This is a genomic window from Accumulibacter sp. (assembly GCF_032229525.1).
In the GTDB taxonomy this organism is placed as follows: domain Bacteria; phylum Pseudomonadota; class Gammaproteobacteria; order Burkholderiales; family Rhodocyclaceae; genus Accumulibacter.
Map to the genome: position 1 here is coordinate 9256 of NZ_JAVTWB010000235.1, position 19200 is coordinate 28455.

The 19200-nt window shown below is 66.4% G+C and carries 10 protein-coding genes and 1 pseudogene; 8 read left to right on the top strand and 3 right to left on the bottom strand.

Features of this window, described 5'->3' with window-relative positions; all coding sequences use genetic code 11:
• The 5 genes and pseudogenes from RUW20_RS18685 to RUW20_RS18705 all read left to right on the top strand — a co-directional run.
• A pseudogene (locus RUW20_RS18685) lies at window positions 1-264 on the top strand (agglutinin biogenesis protein); the annotation flags it as partial.
• Window positions 265-308: 44 nt separating this feature from the next.
• A complete protein-coding gene (locus tag RUW20_RS18690; protein ID WP_313953727.1) occupies window positions 309-680 on the top strand; it encodes a hypothetical protein in 372 nt (123 codons plus the stop codon).
• A gap of 9 nt (window positions 681-689) precedes the next feature.
• Window positions 690-2510, top strand: coding sequence for a pilus (MSHA type) biogenesis protein MshL (mshL, locus tag RUW20_RS18695; protein WP_313953728.1), 1821 nt, complete (start codon window positions 690-692; stop codon window positions 2508-2510).
• Between the two features lie 2 nt (window positions 2511-2512).
• Complete coding sequence (locus tag RUW20_RS18700; RefSeq protein WP_313953729.1) at window positions 2513-3346, top strand: AAA family ATPase; 834 nt, start codon at window positions 2513-2515, stop codon at window positions 3344-3346.
• 10 nt (window positions 3347-3356) lie between these two features.
• On the top strand, window positions 3357-4580 hold the full coding sequence (locus RUW20_RS18705) for a tetratricopeptide repeat protein (protein ID WP_313953730.1): 1224 nt from the start codon (window positions 3357-3359) through the stop codon (window positions 4578-4580).
• Window positions 4581-4619: 39 nt separating this feature from the next.
• Here RUW20_RS18705 and RUW20_RS18710 read toward each other — a convergent pair whose 3' ends face one another.
• Genes RUW20_RS18710 through RUW20_RS18720 form a run of 3 tightly spaced genes read right to left on the bottom strand, consistent with a single transcriptional unit; the run spans window position 4620 to window position 9826 of the window.
• Window positions 4620-5729: a hypothetical protein gene (locus RUW20_RS18710; RefSeq protein WP_313953731.1), complete on the bottom strand. Its 1110-nt coding sequence runs from the start codon at window positions 5727-5729 to the stop codon at window positions 4620-4622.
• 13 nt (window positions 5730-5742) lie between these two features.
• On the bottom strand, window positions 5743-8700 hold the full coding sequence (locus RUW20_RS18715) for a hypothetical protein (RefSeq protein ID WP_313953732.1): 2958 nt from the start codon (window positions 8698-8700) through the stop codon (window positions 5743-5745).
• 10 nt (window positions 8701-8710) lie between these two features.
• Window positions 8711-9826: a patatin-like phospholipase family protein gene (locus RUW20_RS18720; RefSeq protein WP_313953733.1), complete on the bottom strand. Its 1116-nt coding sequence runs from the start codon at window positions 9824-9826 to the stop codon at window positions 8711-8713.
• A gap of 264 nt (window positions 9827-10090) precedes the next feature.
• Between RUW20_RS18720 and RUW20_RS18725 the strand changes: the two genes are divergently transcribed.
• From RUW20_RS18725 to RUW20_RS18735, 3 genes are all read left to right on the top strand, one after another.
• A complete protein-coding gene (locus tag RUW20_RS18725; protein WP_313953734.1) occupies window positions 10091-10933 on the top strand; it encodes a caspase family protein in 843 nt (280 codons plus the stop codon).
• A gap of 164 nt (window positions 10934-11097) precedes the next feature.
• Complete coding sequence (locus tag RUW20_RS18730; protein ID WP_313953735.1) at window positions 11098-17100, top strand: CHAT domain-containing protein; 6003 nt, start codon at window positions 11098-11100, stop codon at window positions 17098-17100.
• A 139-nt stretch (window positions 17101-17239) separates the two neighbouring features.
• Window positions 17240-19200: TRAFs-binding domain-containing protein (locus RUW20_RS18735; RefSeq protein WP_313953736.1), on the top strand; the 1961-nt coding region annotated here is incomplete at its 3' end.

The following is a 19200-nucleotide window of genomic DNA, read 5'->3' on the forward strand; positions in this document are numbered from 1 at the left end:
CAGCCGGGGCAGCCCGGCGGCGAGCCGACGTCGACCGTAGACGGGGGGGCGGCCGCCAGCCAGAGCAATATATTCAAGCACGGCGTGGAATTGACCTTGCGTGGCAGCTATTTCGACATGCTGGATTACCTGACTCAGATTGAGTCGCTGCCTTGGCAAATGTACTGGCACCGGCTCAAACTTGATGCGCGGGACTACCGTCGACCGGTGCTGACGCTGACGCTGTATTCGCTCAGTCTCGACAAGGTGTTGCTGACGCTATGAAATACGCGCGCGCTGCCGTCCTGCACGCACTGACGCGCGTCTGGGTGATCGGCCTGCTGGGGATGCCGCTTCCAGAGGCCGCTTCAGCCCAGATGGAACGAGCAGGAATTCCGTATGGGTTGAAGGATCCGACTCGCCCACCGGCGCAGTTTCTTGGCCCGGCCGAGTTGGTACAAGATGCGACGCCGCCCGATTCCGGATTGCAGACCATCAAACGCACGGGCAACCGCTATCTTGCGTTGCTCAATGGCGAGTGGATCAAGCCGGGGGGCCGCTCGGGCGATGCCGTGGTGGTGCGAATCGCGGAGCACCAGGTCGTCCTGCAGTATCCGGACGGACGGCGGGAGACGATTGGGATGTATCCTGAGGTCGACCTGCGGTCCAGAAAAGGCGCCCGCCGAGTAAATGGAAGATAAGACGGAACAATGATGCGAATTCTCTGGACAATAGCTGCGACGGCGGGTTTGCTGCTGGCGGGGTGTGACACTCTTTCGTCAATCAAGCCCGGCGTGGTGCGCGGCGAGATCGATAGCGAGATGCAGCGCGCCACGGAAAACCGTCGCCGGGAGGCTGCGCCGGATGCGGTGAGCCGCGCTCTGGTGCCGCCGCTGACCGGGCAAATCGTGGCCCCAGCGCCACGCGTTGCCGAGTCGCGCTTCGATCTTTCGGTGAGCAACGCGGCAGCCAGCCAGGTGTTCATGGCCATCGTCTCTGATACGCGCTACAGCATGCTGGTGAGTCCGGAGGTGACCGGCAGCATTTCCGTTCACCTCAAGGACGTAACGGTCATTGAGGCGCTCGATACCATTCGCGAACTGTACGGCTATGAGTATCGGCTGCAGGGCACGCGCATCTTCGTCAAGCCGCTGACCTTGCAGTCAAGGGTGTTCAAGGTGAATTACCTGACCGCGCAGCGGCGAGGCAGCAGTGAGACGCGCGTGGTTTCGGGTTCCATTGCCACGGCTCCGACAGGTACCGGGGTGGGTGGGATCGGTGGGGCCGGCGGGGCTGGTGGGGCTGGTGGGGCCGGTGGGGTCGGCGGCCCTGGCGCAGCAGGAAGCACGCTGAATGTGGCGGGTACTGCAGTTTCCACCTCCAACACCATGGACTTCTGGGGTGAGATCAGCGAGGCGATCAAGGCCGTCATCGGTACCGAGGGTGGGCGCAAGGTGGTGATTTCGCCACAGTCTGGCGTCATTGTGGTGCGCGCCATGCCGCGCGAGCTGCGCGAGGTCGAGGATTTTCTGCGCGCCTCAAAGCTGACCATCGAGCGTCAGGTGATGCTCGAGGCGAAGATCGTCGAGGTGGTGCTGTCGGAGTATTTTCAGGCGGGAATCAACTGGGCTGCATTCACCAGCACGCGTCGGCAGCGCATGTCGTCGGGGGCAAATGTCGACCAGTTCCATACCGCCGCGCCTGGCCTGGGCGTCAATCAGGCAGGCGATATCGTGACGCCTTACAACTCGGATTCAGGCACCTTCGAGCCCAATACGCTCGGTAACATCCTGACCGCGCCAGTGGCCGGAACGGCCAGCCGAATTGTCGGCGGGCCGCTTGCCGGCGTGCTGGGACTGGCCTTTCAGACTGGCAGCTTCGCCGCCCTGATCAGCTTCCTGGAAACCCAAGGTGCGGTGCATGTGCTGTCCAGTCCGCGCATCGCCACCATCAACAACCAGAAAGCGGTGCTCAAGGTTGGTACCGACGACTATTTCGTCACCAACATCAGCACCACCACCTCATCCAGCGGCAACACTTCGACTTCATCGCCGAACATCACCGTGGAGCCTTTCTTTTCCGGCATTTCCCTGGACGTGATGCCACAAATCGACGAGGACGACAACATCATCCTGCACATCCGGCCTTCGGTCAGTGTGGTGACGGAAAAAAACAAGGTGATCGACCTCGGCAGGCTCGGTATCTATCAGCTGCCGCTGGCCTCCAGCAGCATCAACGAGACCGACAGCATCGTGCGGGTGCGCGACGGCAACATCGTGGCAATTGGCGGGTTGATGGAATATGTCCAGTCGGACGATGACGGCAAGGTGCCCTGGATAGGTGATCTGCCAGTTGTCAGCGCCTTGTTCAAGCAAGGCAAGAAGGGTATGCACAAGCGCGAGATTGTCGTCCTCCTCAAGCCGACGGTGATCCACGGCGACAAGCAGTGGGAGCAGGATCTGATCGAAACGACCGAGCGCCTGCGCGCCATGGAACGCCCACAGTCGTCCGCCATGCCGGCTCAGCGATAAGCATGTACCTCGAGCATTTCGGTCTGCGCGAGCTTCCCTTCGGCATCACGCCGGACACCAGCTTTGCGTTTGCGGGCACCGCACACCAGGAGGCCCTCAACACGCTACTGCTCGCACTGCGCAGTGGCGAGGGCTTTATCAAGATTACCGGCGAGGTCGGCACCGGGAAAACGCTGCTCTGCCGCCGCCTGCTGGCGACGCTGGGAGAGGGCTCGGTCAGCGCCTATCTGCCCAACCCCTACCTTGAGCCACGAACCCTGATGCTGGCACTGGCCGAGGAACTTGGCGTCGAACTCGACAAGGACGCTGATCAATACCATCTGCTCAAGAGCCTGAACCTCGCGCTGCTCGAGTTTGCGCGGCAGGAGAAATCGGTCGTGCTCTGTCTCGACGAAGCACAGGCGCTACCCATGGAAAGCCTGGAATCGCTGCGCTTGCTCTCCAACCTGGAAACCGAGAAGCGCAAGCTCCTGCAACTGGTGCTGTTCGGGCAGCCGGAACTGGACCAACGGCTGGCCAATCCGTCAGTACGACAATTGCGGCAGCGAATTTCTTTTCACTATCGCCTTACCGGGCTGAAAGCTGACGAGGTGGAACTCTATCTGGCGCATCGCCTGCGCGTGGCGGGCTATCGTGGCCAGCCCGTTTTTCCGCGGGCCGCTGTGCGGCTGATGCACCGTGCTTCCAAGGGTACGCCGCGCCTGGTCAATATCCTCGCCAACAAATCGATGTTGGCGGCGTATGGTGAGGGCCGTCAGGAGGTTGCGCGGCGAAATGTCGTGGCCGCTGCGCGTGATACCGAAGGTGCGCACCTTTCCGTCTGGCGCATGTGGTGAGCGGCGCCGCATGAGTCTGGTTAACAAGATGCTGCAGGATCTGGAGTCGCGGCGGGCGACCCTGGCCGGGGATGCCGGCATCTCGCATGACGTTCGCTCGTTGCCGCCGCAGCGCACTGCACTGCCTTGGGCAGGAATCCTGGGCGGCGCGCTTACCGTCCTGCTGGTGGGTGCCGCTATCTGGTGGTTCCTCGAGAAGGGGCCGGCGGGCAATGCCCCGGCGCCAGCAGTCGCCGTGCCCATCGTCGCCGCCCCGCTGCCTTTGCCCGTTGCTCCCGCGCCTGTAGTGGCCCCGGAAGCAGCACCGGCCGTTGTGCCGCCCACCGCCCCCGCCCCGGTCGAGGCGCCCACCCCACCCGCCCCGGCACAGGTGCTTCATTCAACTTCGCCTGCCCAGGCCGCCGCCAAGGCGCCGCAGGCTGCTGTTGCTCCGTCTGCCGACCGGAAGGTTTCCGCACGCCCGCCCGCAGCCGCGGCACCGGTACGGGCCAAGGCTGCTCAGGAAGCGAGGACGCCGACCCGCCAGGACAAACCAGCTGCTCGAAAATCGGAACGCAGCGACGCCAAAGCCAAGGTGGTGACGGCAGTGGGTGAGGCCTCGCCTGGCGAAGAAACGGCTGCGGACGATAGTGCCCGCATCAAGAAGAATGTGCGCGTGTCGACCCCACGTGATCGCGCCGAGAACGACTACCGGCAAGCGCTTGGACTGGTCAATCAAGGCCGCATCCAGGATGCTGTTGCTGTCTTGCGCGGTACCCTGAAGGAAAATCCGGAACACGCTGCTTCGCGGCTGGCCCTGTTTGGCCTGCTGATTGAACAGCAGCGCTTCGACGACGCCCAGGCCCTGCTCGAAGAGACCCTTGCTCGCGACCCGGCCCAGCCGCAGATGGCCTCGCGGCTTGCCCGCCTGAAGCTGGCGCGCGGTGATACACGGGGCGCCGAGGAAACCTTGAACCGTGCTGCCGGAGCCGCGCTGAAAGATCCCGAGTATCGCGCGCTGCATGCAGCCGTGCTGCAGCGGCTTGAGCTGCACAAGAAGGCGGTCGCAGAATATCAGGCTGCCCTGCGTCTCTTCCCTCAGTCCGGCGTGTGGTGGATGGGGATGGGCATCTCGCTGGAAGCAGATGGCAGTCTGCCCGAGGCGCGGGACGCTTTCCAGCGTGCCAGGGCGACGGGAGCGCTCTCCCCCGAGCTGACCGCGTTCGTCGAGCAGCGCTTGAAGCGCCTGCAATAAGGCTCAAGGCTGCGGCAACGGCATGGCGCTCAATGGCGCTCACAGTGCGATTACGTACGGCGCGTTGGGGCAGGGATTGCATTCGGCGCGGTAAGACAGTTCCGCCTGCAACGCGGCAGAGGTCCAGCGGCGGGTGGTCTTGCTGTCATAGTTGAAGCACAGGGTCGGGGGCTGATGCCGCGAGCGCGCAATGATCCGCTGCATCGCTTCCGCGTCCGGGTGTCTGAAACGGCTGCCGTTGGTGCTGACGAGAAAACGCGGGCTGTCGATCAGTGCCAGCAACTCGTCGCTGATGTTGCCGGCGCTGCCATGGTGCGCGACCTTTACGGCGTCGACCTTGAGCACTTGTTGCCCGCGTTGTTTCAACAGGCGCCTGATCGAATCAGTGATCACCTGGTGGTAGGCGTCGGCCAGAAATAGACACGACTTGTCGGCGAACTCGGCGAGGAAAGCGATCGAGCTGCCATTCGCCGCGGCTCGATCCACCTTGAGTTGGCGCGCGAGCAGGGCATCCACTTCCGGCGTCGTGCCGAGCAGGCCCTGCCCGGGCAGGTAGGCCTTGCGCCGTGCCAGGCGCTGCCATGCCGCATCGAGGTCGCCAGGGGTGACGCTCGGGCCGAGGTCCTTGGCCCACGCTTCGCGCATCTTGTCCAGGGTGGCGGGGGTCGGCGACAGCAGCGTCAGTTTCAGGCCGCCGGCGAGCATGCGCTCGGGTAGCGGTCCGTCGTCGGGTACCACCACCGCCTGGCCGGCAAAGGCGCCGTTCCACTGCTCCTGCTCAAAGCGGCGGACGATCAGCGCACTGAGAAACTCGCCCTGCTTGCCGCCGAGTACACGGCCGCCGGAGGCCAGATGATTCCAGCCGTTGAACCACAGGTCGATGACCCGGATCGGCACCGGCGTGTTGGCAAACAGACGGACCAGGCCCTCGACATGGTCGGTGTCGACGTGGCTCATGACCACCAGTTCGAAGCGCCGGTCGCCAGCGGGGAGGGCATCCAGCCGCGCCTCCAGGTACCTGTAGGTGGCAATCGGGCCGCCATCGATCAACAGGCGGCGGCTGCGCGCGCTGTCGCCATACTCGACGAACAGGCAGTCGCCGTACAGTGCCGGCAGCATTTCGATACGAAAAAATTGATCGGTGGGCATCTTCGATCTCCAGCTAGAGTCGCCAGTCGGCATCGCCGAAAGCGACGACACACAGGGCCATCGGCAGGCTGTCGAGCAGCGCCTGGCGTTTGGCTTCGCGCAGGGCTTCCCCGAGGCAGGGGATGTCATCCGCCTGGCGCGGATGGCCGGCCTGCGCATCCCGCGTCGATTGTCGGTGGATGGCCAGCAAGCTCTCGAGGAGTTTTTGCCCCACTTTGACTGCATGCGGACCGAATACCGTGGCGATGGTCGATACGATCGCCGCCGCCCCGGCCTGGCGGAAGTAACGGATGTGGTTGGCGTACTGCTGCGCGGTACTGGCGGTGTCGCAACCGAGCAGCAGCATCAGGGGGGTGGCGCCGTCCACCTGAACGTATTCGCGCGGCAGACGCAGCGTCTTGAAGTCGATGCCGCCGATCTCAAGGGCGATGTCCTGCCGTTCGCCGCTGTTGTGTGGAAAGGCCACCAGCAAGCTCGGGTGACTGCCGGCGATCGCCTGTTTCCAGTCGTCCCAGTTGGCCGCTACCCTGACCTGGTCAGGCAGGTGTTGGCGCAGTGCCGCCAGTAGCGGGTCCACCTCGGCCGCCGTCACTTCCCGGCTGTAACCGATGACGGCGGCCTGGTCGAGTTGCAGGCGGAGACGATCGCCTGCCGGTTCGGCCTGGATGATCACCTCGGCCTGGTTGGGGACTTCGATCTCCGGGTTGTAGACGTGCCGCTCGATGACCTTGCGCAGACCCCAGAAGCCCATCGGGCAGACGTGCCGCCGTGCTTGCTGCTGCCCGGCGCAGTCCGGCGGGCAGGCGCCGTCGGCGAGCGCCTTGAGCGCATTCGGGCAGAAGCGGACGCCGGCGTCGTCGTCCGGCGGCTGGTACTGGTAGATGAACTCGAAGGGCACCACGGCATCGGCACGGGTGCTGATGATCTGGATGTGGGTTTCTTCCTCGACGTCCATGCCTTCGCGTTGCAGGGGCTGCAGGTTGTCGATCACCAGGCTCGAGTAGAGATCGGCGCCCAGCCGTGCCAGCTTGATGAACAGCGGCAGGTTTTCGCCTTCGGTCAGCCCGTCGCTGTAGTCGGCGACGCTGTGGGCGACGTCGGAGAGCAGCCGGTTGATGCTGGCGATCGGTTCGTCGATGCCGCTGAGGTCCTTGGCCCAGGCGCGCTTGCCGGCGATGCCGGTGAGCAGGGGCCGTTGCTGATTGCTGTGGTTGAGGATGAACGAGGCATCGAAGCGCCGTCGCGATCCGAGCCCGTTCCAGTCCTGGCGGACACGCGCCTCGACCTCCTGGCTGATCGTTTGCTGTTCATCGACCGTTTCGTCGGGCTGGGTGACGCGGGTGTGGATGAGCACCGTTTGCAGCACGCGGCCGCGGTGCAGGACGCTGATCCGTCCCTCGAAATCGGCGCACCGGCGCGGCGTGAACACGAACTCGGCGACGGTGCTCGGACCATCGGCTGGCAGCAGCAGCTGCCCGAGCAGCGGTGAATCGAGTTGCGTCGGCTCGTGAAAGACGACTTCCAGCCGGTGCCGCTGCTGGTCACGCGGCAGTTCGTGCGCCGGGAAGGCTTGCGGGGCGGACTGCCACTGCGCATCCGGTGGGCCGATGCGCACGCGCAGCATGATCGGCATGCCCACCACCAGACGGTGCCGCTCCTCGACCAGTTGTTGTTCGTGCCGGCGCCAGAAACCGTGCTGGATGTAGCGCAGCTCGGGAGATGCGGCGCTCTGCTCGGCCTCCCGGTTTCTCACCTCGCTGGCGACTTCGGCGAGCGACGAGGCTTCGTCGGACTCGCGGTGGAAGCGGTAGCCACGCCTCGCCTCGTCGATGCCGCGGGCGAGCAGATGCGGCGAGACGCTGCGCGCGGTTGGCAGGGCGCTTGCGCCGCTTGCGCGCCGCTGGCCTTCGCCCACCCCGCCCACCTCGTCCATTACCGCTGCGCCGACCATCGCGGGCGCGGCGACGAGTTGATCGAGCGAGCGTTCGCTGACCGCCAGGGTGGCGTTCTGCGGTAGTGCTCGCAGCCGGCTGGTCAGCTTGTCGACGGTATGCAGCAGCCGGCTCAGGCGCAGCAGGTCGCCGCCGAGGAAGGCGATGGCGTTGGCACCGAATGCCTGCGCCAGGGCGCAGTCGAGCGGATGGTTGTGGGTCAGTTGGTCGCCGAACTGCAGCAGTGCCGGCATCGCCCAGTCGGCGCCAGCTTCGTGCCCGCGGCTGACGCAGACCACGCCCTCGGCGGACAGCTCGTGAGCGATGGTGCGCGTCAGGGGTTCGACGGCATCGCCGCTGGCGTCCAGTCCGCCAAGGACCAGCACCAGCGCAGCCCGGGTGGGCGAACGCCGACGCAGCAAGCGCGCCGCCGTTTGCCGCAGGGAAGCGCTGAAGACGAGAATCTCGAGGCGGGGGGTGGCGCGACCGGCAACGCTGAAGCGATAGGGCCACGGTTCTCGCCACGGAGCCCGGAACTGCAAGAAAGCGGCGGCGAGCGGGTCGTCCGGCAGAACGCCGATGTGGAATGGCAGTTGCCAGTCGACCCGCCCATCGGCCGGGAAGGCATCGCCGACGAAGACGCTGGCGGCGCCGACCGCTGGCTGCTGCAGCGCCTGCAGCATCGGCAGCAGTGCGTTCCAGGCTTGCGACCGGCTGCGTACCGCGATGCGCAATCCCGACGCGGTTTCGCTCAGAAATGCCGACCAGGCGTCGGCGAGCAGCGAGGCGGCAGGCAAGCCCGATCGAGTTCGCAGCGGCGGCACCTGCCAGGCCAGCAGATCATCGTCGCTGCGGGCGGCGACGAGCAGGTGGCTGATCGCTGCTGCCTGTTGTCCGCCACTTGCGCCATCGCCGGCAAGCGTGGCCTGCGGCACACGCCGGGAGGCCGCGCGCCAGGCACCCAGCGCGGCCAGGGCCTGCGCATAACGCGCGTCGTCGACATCGAGACTCCAGCTGGCAAGCTGCTGACGATCGATCATTTCCCGCCTCTCAGTCCAAGGGCCAGTCGCCAACCGGCCAGCCCGTGGCCGGGGCGATCGGTAGCCGGGCGCGGGTGCGCAGGGCGCTGTCGGTGAGCGCGTAGCCCCAGTTGATCAGTTGCCCCTGGTCGCGTGCCTCGAAGCGCTTGAGACGGGTCGGGATACTCTGCAGCCTGGTGGTGACGGCGTTGTCGCTGACCAGCGCCTGAGCATCCTCGTAGGCGCCGATCTCGGTGCCGATTCCCCAGTAGCCGCCCTGCCGGCGCCCCGCTGCGAAATCGCCGACCAGCCAGCGCTTGCGCAGTGCGCGCGTCTGGTCGATCAGGATGTCGCGCACCCGGCCGAGCTGCAGCAGGTCGTCTTCGAACGGCGATTCATCGATCTCGAAAGGTGCGCCGGCGTCACTGACCAGAACGATGTCCACCTTGTCGACCAGCGCTTCGAGGCCCATGTTGTCATAGATGCCGCCGTCGGCGAGGACAATGCGCTGGCGCAGGTTGTCGAGATTGGGCAAGTCACGCAGCGGTTTTTCCCAGTCGGCGGGGTCGGTGTGGAGGACCACCGGTGAAAAGATCGGCGGGAAAGCGCTCGAGGCGGCGACCGCCGTGGACAGCAGTAGGTCACTATGGCGCGAGATGCCCAGGGTGTAGTCCGCGAGGTAAGCCTGGCTGAAGCGGAAGCTGCGACCGGTCTGCATGTTGGTGGCGTAGAAGATGAAACGCGGCGCAGACTCGATAGCGGAATTCGGGATTTCGCGCAGCAGTGTCGCGCCGAAGAGGTCCTTGTCGTAGCGCCGGGCGAGGAATTCGCCTGCAGTAATGAACGGCATCAGGTGGCCGAGAACGGCGGTGCTGATGTCGATGGTGTGGCTGCAGAACTCACGTACCGGTTGCGCCACGACTTGCTCGAAGTTGCTGGCGCGGCCGTCGTCGAAAGCGAGTTGACGCCAACGGTGGGCGAGCACGCCTGCCAGTATCGAACCGCCGGAAACGCTGGTGATCCGGTTCAAGCGCCCGAGCAGGCCAGCGTCATTGAGTCGCCAGAGGCTGCCGAGGCCGAAAAGCGTTGCCCGGAATCCCCCACCGGACAAGGCCAGACCAATAGTCGTTTGCTGATCAAGGTTCATGCGAGTGCTCCACGAGGTTGCCGCTGACGCTCGCCCATGCGCTTCGGACCGGGGCTGCCTGTACTGGTTCAGCGGTGTTCCGGCGACGCGCCGCCACGCTTGGAAGGATAGAAGGTTTCGCGGCCTATGGCGGGAGTATCTCTGTTCCCGATGATGGCGGTCAAACGCGCTCATCGTCGTCAGGGCGAGGTTTTTTATTCCGTTCACGCTTGCTAGACTGAGGGTCGCAGTTTTCGATCAACCATCGTTCGACAGGAGACAGTCATGAGCAAGCGCGCACTGTGCATGGGAATCAACAACTACCCCGGTACCCACATGGATCTCTCCGGTTGCGTGAACGACGCCAACGACTGGGCGGCAGAACTGGCCGGGCGCGGGTTCACGGTCAGCAAGCTGCTCGACAGCCAGGCGACCAAGGCGGCGATGGTCAACGGCATTCAGTCGTTGATTGCTAGCGCGGTTAGCGGCGATGTGGTGGTGATTACCTACTCCGGGCACGGCACCTACGTGCCGGACACCAACGGCGACGAGATCGATGGCCTCGATGAAGCGCTCTGCCCCTACGACCTGCAGACCGGCGGCGGCGCGCTGGTCGACGACGAGATCAATACGCTGTTCGCGGCGCGCAAGGCGGGGGTACGCCTGGCACTGCTGTCCGATAGTTGCCATTCGGGTACGGTGACGCGCGCTGCGGCTGCCGATCCCGACGCCGACGATGCGCCGCGGCCGCGCTTCATGCCGATGGGCAACTGGCTGCCGGCGGACAAGTTGCCGCAAGGGATCAGCGGCCAGCCGCTGACGACGGTGCCGGTCGTTTCGGGGGTGTCGCCTTTTGCCGGTGCATTGTCGCGGATGATGGGCGATCTGCTGCTGGCCGGATGCAAGGAAGGGCCGAACAACTTCAGCTACGACGCGAAGATCAGTGGCCGACCCTGCGGTGCTTTTACCTATTACGCGCTGAAGGCGCTGAAGATGTTGCCGGCCAACGCCACCTACGCGCAGTGGCACGCAGCGATCACGCCGGGCTCTCTGCCCTCGGCTTCCTATCCGCAGACGCCGCAGATCTTCGGCAGTGCGGACGCCCGCAACCGCCAGATCTTCACCTGAGCGAGCGCCGCCGGCCTGGTGATTCTCAGCGCCGTGCGTGGGTCGGGTGAGCAGGCAGGCGAGGCCCGACGCTGGCGCTCATCCGACGTCCGCATCGATGAGGGCTGTGGGCTGCGCTTGCCGGCCGATCCAGGATCAGCAGTGACCACCCGATGGAGGCGATGATGCCGGAAACCACCAAGCTCAATCTCACCGGTCGTCAGAACGACAAGGAGCAGTTGCCGGCGTTGTTGCAGTCGCTCCGCCGTTCCGCCGACGAGCCGGACGACCCTTTCCTGCCAGCCGGATACCTGCAGACCCGGGCGAGCTTCGAGGTCGGCGCTGCCGTGCGCGGTAGCGGCGCCGTCACGCAGCAGTACGAGGCGCAGCAGGACGAGGTGCTGGTGATCGAGCTGGCCGATGGCGGTGTGCTGATCACCAGCGCCGCCGAGCTCAAGGCCTCGCTCGAGCTGAGCCGGCCGGATCTGATTGGCAGCGACGGTGAGATCCTGTTCGATCGACTGCGCAGCGAGGGCGCGGCGGCGCGGGGTCTGGTCGGGGAAGCGATCGGCGGGCTGATCACCAGGGTCTTCGCCCTGACGGTCGGCAAGCGCAGCGACGCGATCATCGACGCGGCCAGGGAGAAACTGGCCGAGCTGAAGCCGGGCGGGGTCGGCCAGGTCGCTGAACTCGGCGTCACCTGGCTCGGCACCAAGGCGCTGATGTGGGCGATAGAAAAGCGCCTGGACCGGCAGCCCGGCCTCTACTGCTGGGAAAACGGGCGTAGCCGGGCCCCTGCCGCTTCCGACCAGGAGGCGCTCGATCGGGCGCAGGCGGAACTCAAGCGGGCGGTGGCAGGACAGTTGCCGGTGCTGGTTTTCCTGCACGGTACGGGGTCCAGCACGCGGGGCAGTTTCGGCGACCTGCAACTGGACGAACGCGAACTGTGGAGCGTTCTCGAGCGGCACTACACGGGTGGCATCTACGCCTTCGAGCACCGCACGCTTTCGGAGGGGCCGATCGAGAACGCGCTGCAACTGCTCGCCGCCTTGCCGGCAGGCCTCCAGCTGGGCCTGGTCTCGCATTCGCGCGGCGGCCTGGTGGGCGATCTGCTGTGCCTGGAGAAGTTCGACGAGCTGATCAAGCTCTTCAGGTCCGATCTGCCGGGCACCGGCGATGCCGACGCCGCCGAAGCGCAGAGCGTCAAGGAGCAACTCGAAACTGCGCACGCCGAGCAACGGGCGCAGTTGCACCAACTGGCGGCTGCGCTGGCCGACAAGAAACTGCTGGTGCAGCGTTACGTGCGTGTGGCCAGCCCGGCGCAGGGGACGCGGCTGGCAAGCGGCAACTTCGACGTCTTCCTTTCCGGTCTGCTGACGCTGATCGGGCAGGTGCCGTTCTTCTTCGGCAGTCCCTTCTACTCGGCCTTCAAGCGGGTGGTGCTGGAAATCGCCCACAAGCGCACCAATGCCCATCTGGTGCCCGGCATCGAAGCGATGCTGCCTGATTCACCGATGGCCCGCCTGCTGCGCGATGCACCGGTGCGGGAGGGGATCGAGATGGCGGTGATTGCCGGCGACATTGAAGGCGGCAATCTGCTCAAGCGTTTGGGCGTGCTGCTCACCGATTTCCTGCTTTTCGACAATGTGGACAACGACCTGGTGGTCGATACCGCTTCGATGTTCGGCGGCATTGCGCCACAGGCGCGGGCGCGGACGTTGTTCGATCGCGGGCCCGACGTCTCGCATTTCCGCTATTTCAGCAATATCGACACCCGTGCGGCCTTGCGCGACTGGCTGGTGAGCAGGGAGGTGCTGCCGCTGGCGGCCTTCCAGCCCCTGCCCGCGCCCTTCGAGGACCTTGACCTGCCGGCCGGCGAAAGCAGTGCGCGTGGGGTGTCGCGGGCCTCCGCGGCGATCTCTCGCGACCTGCCGGTGGTGGTCGTGCTGCCGGGGATGATGGGTTCGCACCTGTCGGTTAACGGCAAGGATCGCGTCTGGTTCGACCCGCTCGACATCGCCAGCGGTGGCCTGAGCAAGATTGCCTGGGAGCAGTCCGGCGTCGAAGCTGAACAGCTGTTCAACATGTTCTACGGTGACCTCTGCGAGTTCCTGTCGAAGAGCCACCGGGTCGAGCGCTTCGCCTATGACTGGCGGCAGCCGCTGGACGTCCTCGCCGAGCGCTTCGCCGAGTTCCTCGACCACCTGCTGCGCGAGACGCAGCAGCCGATACGCCTGCTCGCCCACAGCATGGGTGGGTTGGTGGTGCGCGCTAGCATCCACCGGCGACGGGCGGTGATCGACGCCCTGATGGCGCGTGACGGGGCGCGCCTGGTGATGCTCGGTACGCCCAACCAGGGCGCCTATTCGATGGTCGAGAATCTGCTCGGCAAGGGCGATACGCTGCGTTCGCTGGTGCGCCTGGATACCGTTCATGACATGCAGGAGGTACTGGCGATCGTCTCCGGTTTTCGCGGCGCCTTGCAGCTGCTGCCCAAACCCGGCTTCGTCGACATCTTCCAGGGGCAACCGGGCGGAGGTGCCACGGAACAGCATTTCGAGCGCGCCGGGACCTGGCAGGACTACCAGGCCAAGGTTTTCGATTTCTGGTTCGGCAACCACCACTCGGCAACCCCGGACCAGCAGCAACTCGACGCCGCGAGCTGGCTATGGCAGCAGGATGGTCAGGCGACGCCGGCATTACCGGTCGCCTACGGGCAGAAGACGGCTTACGTCTGCGGCGTCGCCCGCAACACGCCCTGCGGCATCCGCGAGGAGAACGGGCGTCTGAAGATGGTCGGGACGACCCAGGGCGATGGCACCGTCACCTGGGCCTCCGGGCGCATCGATAACGTCGGCAGCTACTACTACCTGCCGGCCAAGCACGGTGATCTGCCGTCGACCAGCGCGTATTTTGCGGCCCTCAGCGAACTGCTGCAGAGCGGCGCCACCAGCGGCCTGATGAACAGCCCGCCGGCGGTGCGTGACGGCGAGCAGCTGCAGCCGGTGACCTATGACGCCGGGCCACCGACAGTGGACGGCGGCGAGGCGCTGGCGCGCGGCTTGCTCGGCGGTTCGCCACGCAGCCGCGTCGCCACACGACCGACCCGCCGGCTGGAGGTGACCGTCAAGGCGATGGACCTGCGCTTCCTCACCCAACCGGTCCTGCTCGGCCATTACGAGCAGGACCCGATCGCCGGCGCCGAGGCGCTGATCGACCGCGAACTGCTCGCTGGCGACCTCAGCCAGCGCTATAACCTCGGGCTTTACGCCGGGCCGCGCGGGGCGGCAACGGTGGTCTTGCGCGTCCCCAACGAGCAGGAGCGCGGACGCGGCAGCCTCACTGGCGCCATCGTGACCGGTCTCGGCGCTTACGACGGCAACCTCAGCGGCGGTGACCTGACCGAGGCCGTGCGTACCGGCGTCCTGCGCTATTTGCTGCAGGTGATCGACGTGCTCGGCAAGGACCCGCGTGAGCTGCCGCTGGCCGCGCTGCTGCTCGGCTACAACTCGTCGGCCAACCTGTCGGTTGCGGCTTCGGTGGAAGCCCTGCTGCGCGGGGTCATCGAAGCCAATGCCCGCTTCCACGAGACCACCCGGCTCGATATTCGCGTTAGCCGGCTGGATCTCGTCGAGCTGTACCAGGATACGGCGATTACCGCCGTGTACGCCTTGCGCCGGATGCCCGACCGTCTCCTCGAGCTGACGCGGCGCTACGGCGTGACGCTGGTCTGCCGGCCGGAACTCGAGCAGGGAGAGGGGCTGCGCCGGCGCCTGTTCGACGGTGGCAAGCAGAGTTACTGGCCGCGCCTGATCATTACCGACGCCGACCGGCAGGATGGCCAAGCCGCCAGCGAATGCCTGCCGGCGCGTGGCGGCGGCGCTGTCAGTGGCGGAGAAAGTGGCGGAGAAAGTGGCCTGGTCGCGCCACGCCGGTCGCGAACGGCGATCGCCGAACGCCTGCGTTTTCTCTACGTCGGGCAGCGCGCCCGCGCCGAGTCGGTGGTTCACCAACGGCAGCCCGGTCTGGTCGAGATGCTGGTACGCCAGCAGATCCACAGTCCGGTATGGCGGGAGGACTTCGGTCGCGTCCTCTTCCAGTTGATGGTGCCGCACGATTTCAAGGATGCCGCGAGGCAGCTCGAAAGCATCGTGCTGGTGGTCGACGACTACACTGCCAACCTGCCGTGGGAGCTGATGTTCGCCGATGATCAACGTAGCGCTGGCGAGAAACTGCCGCTGGCACTGCGTACGCCGGTGGTGCGCCAGCTCGCGGCAACGCAGTTCCGCCGCCAGGTGCGCCAGGGCCTGGAGCGCAAGGCCTTCGTGGTCGGCAATCCATCGGTCGAAGGTTTCGCTGCCGCGTTCCCCGACCCGCGCCGGCCGGATGCTGCCAACCCGCCGGACTTGAAAGGCGCGGAGGCGGAGGCCTACGCCGTGGCCGCCGTCCTGCAGGGTCTCGGCTACCAGGTGGTGCCGGAGATCGGCAATGACCGGCGCGCCTGCGATGTGCTGACCCGGCTCTATCAACAGCCCTATCGCGTGGTGCACATCTCGGCGCACGGCATTTTCGATCAGCAGCACGTCGATGGCCGGCGCCGCTCGGGAGTGGTCCTGTCGGACGGCCTGCTGATCACCGCTGCCGAGATCGACGCCATGGAAACGGTGCCCGAACTGGTCTTCCTGAGCTGCTGCCACCTCGGCAAGGTGGACACCGACAGTGCTGGCGAGCCGGCGGCCGATCGCACCGTGCGCGATGGCAACCGACTGGCGGCAAGCGTCGCCCGCGAGTTGATCAATATCGGTGTGCGCTGTGTGGTGGTCGCCGGCTGGGCGGTCGACGACCAGGGCGCGATGGTTTTTGGCAAGGCGTTCTACCAGAGCCTCCTGCTCGAAGGGCACACCTTCGGCCAGGCGGTCTTCGATGCCCGGCGCGCGGTCTGGCAGGCCAACCCCGACGACATCACCTGGGGTGCTTTCCAGGCCTATGGCGAACCGGGCTGGCGGGCCGAGCCGCGCCTTGCCGGCAGCAGCGGCGGTGACGCCGGCTATGCTTCGCCAGACGAGTTGCTGGATGAACTGGCCAGCCGGCGGGCGCGCCTGTCGCGCGGTGCACACGGACAGACACGGCGCGAGATCGACGCCGAGCTGGCGAGTCTGCAACAGCTCCTGCAGGAGCGCTGTCCGGCAGGCTGGCTACCGCTGCCAGCACTGCAGTCGGCACTGGCGGCGATCTGGGCCGACCTCGGGGATTTCGAACAGGCGCGTGCTGCCTACCTGATGGCGATCCAGTCCGAGGACAGTGGTGGGCAGGTGCCGATCCGCGATATCGAACAACTGGCCAACCTCGAGGCGCGTCTGGGGGAAAGGAACGCCGACGAGGCGCTGATTAATAGCGCGCTGGAGCGTTTACAGGGCCTCGACGCGCTGCTCGCGGGGGCGGCAGCGGCCGGCCAGAGCACGGTCGGGACGGTCAATGCCGAACGCAGTGCCCTGCGCGGCAGCGCCGCCAAGCGCAAGGCCAGCCTCTACGCCCGCCGAGTACTTACCCGACCGGCAAGCAAAGCGTCGATCACGCGTGCGGCTGCGGCGATGGGTGACGCCTTACGCCAGGCCGCGGATTTCTACCGCGCCGGCGAGGGCCGTCCGGGGGTGGCCGATTTCCGGCCCTACAACGCACTCAACCGCCTGGCCCTGGAGGCGCTGCTGCCGCCTGCCGACGGCGAGCAGCCGGCGGCCATCGAATTGGCGCGGCACTGCCAGCAAGCGGCCCGCGAAGCCTACGGGCGCAGCGCCAGCCTGTGGGATGCGGTGATGGCGCCCGAGGCGCTGCTCGTCGAGCAGCTGCTCGATGGCAGCCTGCTGCAGGCTGGCGACGCCGGCCAACGGGTGTTTGACCAGCTGCTGCGCGCCTACCGCGAGAGCCTGTCGGGCCTCACCGTCAAACCCAGGCAGCTCGATTCGGTGGTGGCACAGATCTGCCTGTTGTCGCGCTTCTGCGACGCGCGGCAGGTGGCGGCCGGGGAAGGCGGCTGGCAGTTGGCGGCCGACCGCCTGATCGCGCTCGCCGAGCGCATAAGTCCCGCTGCGTGCCAGCGGGACGATCGTCCGGCGCCGGTGGCCGCCGAGCAGGAGCCGCCGGCGACCTTGCCGCCCGGCGCGCGTCCACGCCGCCCGCGAAAACGGTAGACTGGCCGGCGCCGGCCGCCGACTCTGATGCTGCCGGGCGGCCTTCGGGGCAGTCGTTGGGCGTGCTCTCGTGGCACGCCCGGCGCCCTCGACACCCTTTAAACCGTCGTCGGACGGGTGATTCTTGCAGGAGACGGGCATGCAACCACACGCTTTCGTCGCCATGCCCTTCGGCTGCAAGCCAGGGCATGACGGACAGCCGATCGACTTCAATCGGGTCTTCGCGGAGTACATCCGGCCGGCCCTCGAGGCGGGGGGCCTGGAGGTGTTCCGGGCCGACGAGGAGTTGCGCGCCGGCGATATCCGTACCGACATGTTCCAGGAACTGCTGGTCGCCGATCTGGTCGTCGCCGACCTGACGCTGGACAATCCGAATGTCTGGTATGAACTGGGCGTGCGGCACGCACTGCGCGCACGGGGCGTGGTGCTGGTGCAGGGGCCACGGCCGAACCAGCCGTTCGACATCTATACCGACCGCAAGCTGCGCTACTCGCTGCGCGATGGCGCCCCCGACCCGGCGACCCTGGCGGCGGATTGCGCGGCGCTGACGGCGATGGTCCGCGCCAGCATGGCCAGCTCGACCCGGCGCAAGGTCAGCCCGGTCTTCCAGCTGATTCCGAACCTCGAGCAACCGCAATGGCGCCGGCTGCTGCTCGCCGAGCACAACGAGTTCTCCGACGCCTACGGCTTCTGGGCGCGGCGCATGGAAATCGCGCGCCAGAAGAACCGGCCCGGCGACATCCTGGTGCTCGCCGACGAAACGCCGATCCGCGCCCTGCACCTCGAAGCCAAGCGCACGGCCGGCAACGCGCTGCTCAAACTGCAGCAATATGAACTCGCGCTGGAGCAGTTCGTCGTCGCACTTGGCGTGGACCCCGACGACAAGTCGAGTCGGGAGAAGAAAGCCGTCTGCCTCGGCCGGCTGGGCCGCTATGAAGAAGCGCGCGAATGGGTGCGGCAGCTCACTGACGACTATCCGGTCGATCCCGAATGCTGGGCGCTCGCCGGCCGCGTCGAGAAAGAGAACTGGATCTCGCGCTGGCGGCAGGCGGGGCTCTCGCCAGCGCAGATGCGCGAGACGGCGGGTATGGAAAATGCCGCACTCGGCGAGGCGATCGAACCCTACCAAAAGGCGTTCATCGCCGACCCGGCGCATCACTACTCGGGAATCAACGCGCTGACCCTGCACCTGCTGCGCCAGCATTGTGGTGGCGAGAGCAACCAGACGGTGATCGACAATCTGACCGGTGGCGTGCTGTGGGCCAGCCTGACCGCACAGGAGCGTGACCGCAAGGACTATTGGGCACGGGCCAGCTACGCCGAGCTCTGTCTGCTGGTCAATCCGCTCGACACGATTCGCAAGGAGTACGGCAACATGGTTGCGGCCGCCAACCGCGACTGGTTCGCGCTCGATTCGAGCCGGCAGACGCTGAACCTGTTGCGCGACATCGACTTTCGCCCCGCCGAGACGGCGGCCGCGCTGGCCATCGTCGAGCGCGAGATTGCCCGCAGCAGCCCGCCTTTCGAGCCGCGGCAGGTGCTGCTGTTCAGTGGCCACATGATCGACGCGTCGGGCCGTGAACCCCCGCGATTCCCCGCCGAAAAGGAAGCGCTGGCTGCCGAGCGGATCGGCCAGGCCCTCGACCAGCTCGGCGCCGGCCCGGGTGACCTGGCGCTTGCGCAGGCGGCCAGCGGCGGCGACCTGCTGTTCCTCGAAGCCTGTCTGGCGCGTGGCGTCCGCCTGCAACCGATGCTGCCCTTCGAGGAACCCGAGTTCATCGAGCGTTCGGTGTTGCCGGCGAGCAACGGCGAACACTGGCGCCAGCGCTACTTCACGCTGACCAGCGGTGTCGAAGAGGGGCCAAGGATCATGCCGGCCGAGCTCGGCACCTTGCCCAGGAACGCTCGTGGCGACGAGGCGAACGCCTTCGAGCGCTGCAACCTCTGGCTGTTGTACACGGCGCTGGCCTGGGGGATCGACAAGGTACGCTTCGTCTGCCTGTGGAACGGCGGTGGCGGCGATGGCACGGGTGGCACGGCGCACATGTATCAGGAGGTCAAGCGCCGGACCGGGCGTGTGACCTGGCTCGACACGCGTAC